The 2,427-nt window shown below is 77.0% G+C and carries 2 protein-coding genes; both read right to left on the bottom strand.

Going from position 1 to position 2,427, the window contains the following annotated elements; all coding sequences use genetic code 11:
- Positions 1-272: 272 nt before the first annotated feature.
- A complete protein-coding gene (locus BI06_RS03440; RefSeq protein ID WP_043464945.1) occupies positions 273-1,328 on the bottom strand; it encodes a hypothetical protein in 1,056 nt (351 codons plus the stop codon).
- A gap of 45 nt (positions 1,329-1,373) precedes the next feature.
- A complete protein-coding gene (locus BI06_RS03435; RefSeq protein ID WP_063794904.1) occupies positions 1,374-2,015 on the bottom strand; it encodes an RNA polymerase sigma factor in 642 nt (213 codons plus the stop codon).
- Positions 2,016-2,427 lie beyond the last annotated feature (412 nt).

Here is a 2,427-nt window from a genome sequence, read left to right as displayed (position 1 = left end):
ACCCCGGCCCCGGCTCCGGCTCCGGCTCCGGCCACCGCCGGGACGACTGCCGCGGCCACGGCGGCCAGCACGACGACGGCCGCCTGAGCGGCGGCCCGTCCCTCACACCCCCCTGGTCCGGCGCCCCGCCCAACCCCCCGGAAAAGGCGCCGGACCAGGGGTCCCGCATGTCCCGGGGGCCCTCAGGCCGGGCAGGCCCCCGGGGCCGGGTCTCGCGCTCGGGCCCGAGCCGCGCGCGCTCGGGCCCGGCCCCGGGGGGGCGACCGACCCGCTCAGACCTCCTCCGAACCGCTGACCGCCCAGCTCAGCCCGGTCGCCGGGTCCTCCAGCGCGAGGTGCAGATGCCGCAGCCGGTCGGCCGGATCGTCCCAGGTGAAGCAGCGCATCCGCGCGACCAGGGCACGGACCTCCGCCCGGTCCGCCGACTCCGGCCGCTGCGCGCCGGTCATCGCCGTCAACACCCGCCACAGCGCCAGCCGCCCGTGCGCCGCGCCGTACGCGCGGTCCGCGATGCCCGCCTGCACCAGCGCCGGCCAGGCCAGGGCGAACGGCAGGTACCCGCCGACGACCATCGGCCCCGGCGCCAGCTGGGCGGCGGCCCCCGCCGCCGGTCCGCGCACGCAGACCGTCCGTGCCCAGCCGGCCAGCTCGGCCAGCGCCCGGGTGGCCGGCTGCCCCGGCAGCCGGGCGCCGGGTTCGGGCAGTTCCACCCGGGCCAACCCCTCCCGGCTGGCGGGCAGCGTCAGCAGCGCGCTGCGCGAACCGCCGTGGCGCAGGTACTCCCGGACCGGCATGCCCTCGGCCCGCCCCACCGACTCCCAGGGCTCCAGCAGCAGCGGAACCCCCTCGGGGTCCGGCTCGGCGCCCCGGGAGAGGTCCTCGCCGAGCAGCACCCGGGTCTGCGCGACCAGCCGCCGCACCGGGGGCGGGCCGAGCAGCGGGGCGAGCCGCCGCCAGGTGTGCCGGGTCGCCAGCACCTCCCAGAGCGGCCCGGCGTCGTGGTCGGCCACTCCGGCCGCGGTGCCGGGGCCGCCGTCCGCGTCGAACAGTCGAGCGGCCACCTCGGGCGGCGCGGCGTACGCGATCAGGTGACCGAGCGCGGCGGTGGCGATGCCGGCCCGGCCCTGCGCGGCCGCGACCACCCAGGCGGCGGCCGCCCCGACGCCGCCCGCCGGGCCTCCGCCCGACCGGCCTCCACCCGCCTGCCCGCCGTCGGCCAGGTCGAGCGCGACGGCGGCGGCGCGGGCCTGCCGGTAGGCGCCCAGCAGTTCGATCCAACGGCCTTCGTCCACCAGGGAGCGGAGCCGATGCTCCTCGTACGTGATCACGATTTGCAGCGTACGGGGCGATACCGGAGCTGAGCTGACTTGCCGTCAGACCGGTGCGTCGGACCCCGCGCGCACCCCCGGCACATGCCCGGACAGGGGGCGGGCGACCGAGCGACGCACTCCGCCGCCCGATCCGGACCCCGCCTCGGAACCGGAACCGGAACCGGCCGGCGAATCGCGCTCCCGTTCGAGAATGCCCCGCAACCGGTCCAGCGCCCGTCGCCGGGTGACCGCCAGGGTGGAGCGGTGCACACCGAGGAGCTCGGCGGCCTCCTCCAGGCTGTACCCGTCGAGGTCGACCAGCACCACCGCCCGCGCCTGCTTCACCGTCAGACAGCGCAGCAACCGCACCACCTCCCAGTGCGCCTGCAGCTCGGCCACCCCGCCGCCCGACGGGTCGTCGCACCCGCCGAACCACCCGCCGACCGCTGCGGAACCGCCGACCGGCCCCACGTCCTCCAGCGCCTCGTACGGGAGCAGCCGACGGCGGTCGCGGCGCCACTCGTCGCGCACGACGTTCGCCATCGCGGTGAACGCGTAGGCGTAGGGCCGGGGATGGCCGAGGAAGCGGGCGGGATTCCGGGCGATCCGCAGATAGGCCTCGTGGACGACATCGCCCGCGCCGGACGGATCCCCGAGCATCCGGACGGCTGCGCGCCGGAGCCTGGGCAGCAATTCGGTGAACATCCGGTCGAATTCCGCGGATTCGGCCGACGGGCGCGGGCTCGGATCCTCCCCACCCCGGCAACCGGCCGTGATCCCCATCCCGCCCCCTCGGAAATCGGCGCCCCGAAGGCCCGGTCGATGGATATCGGGCCGTCGGCCGCACGGCCTTGTGACGCACATCACATCATAGTTCGTCGTCCCACCATTCCGCAGCCATTCGTATGCAGTACGGGAGGGGGCCCGGGGTGGGCGCCGAAGGCACTTTGCAAAGTCCTGGCGCCCTTTGCAAAGTGCGCCAGGACTTTGCAAAGGGCGGCGGGCAGCCTCCGGCCCTCCCGGAGGCGACGCTCCGACGGCGGGCGGGCGCAGGGGCGTTCGGCGTCCCAGCGGCCGGGGGGCCGGAACTCCCCGGAGCCGCCACCCCCGGGACCGC

It is taken from the genome of Kitasatospora sp. MBT66 (assembly GCF_000710405.2).
Classification (GTDB): Bacteria; Actinomycetota; Actinomycetes; order Streptomycetales; family Streptomycetaceae; genus Kitasatospora; species Kitasatospora purpeofusca.
Note: the sequence above shows the minus strand (reverse complement) of the source record. Positions and strands in the feature narration are given on the sequence as shown.

Excerpts from the sequence above, each read along its gene's own strand:
- BI06_RS03435 (WP_063794904.1), bottom strand. The coding sequence starts at position 2,015 with ATGTTCACCGAATTGCTGCCCAGGCTCCGGCGCGCAGCCGTCCGGATG.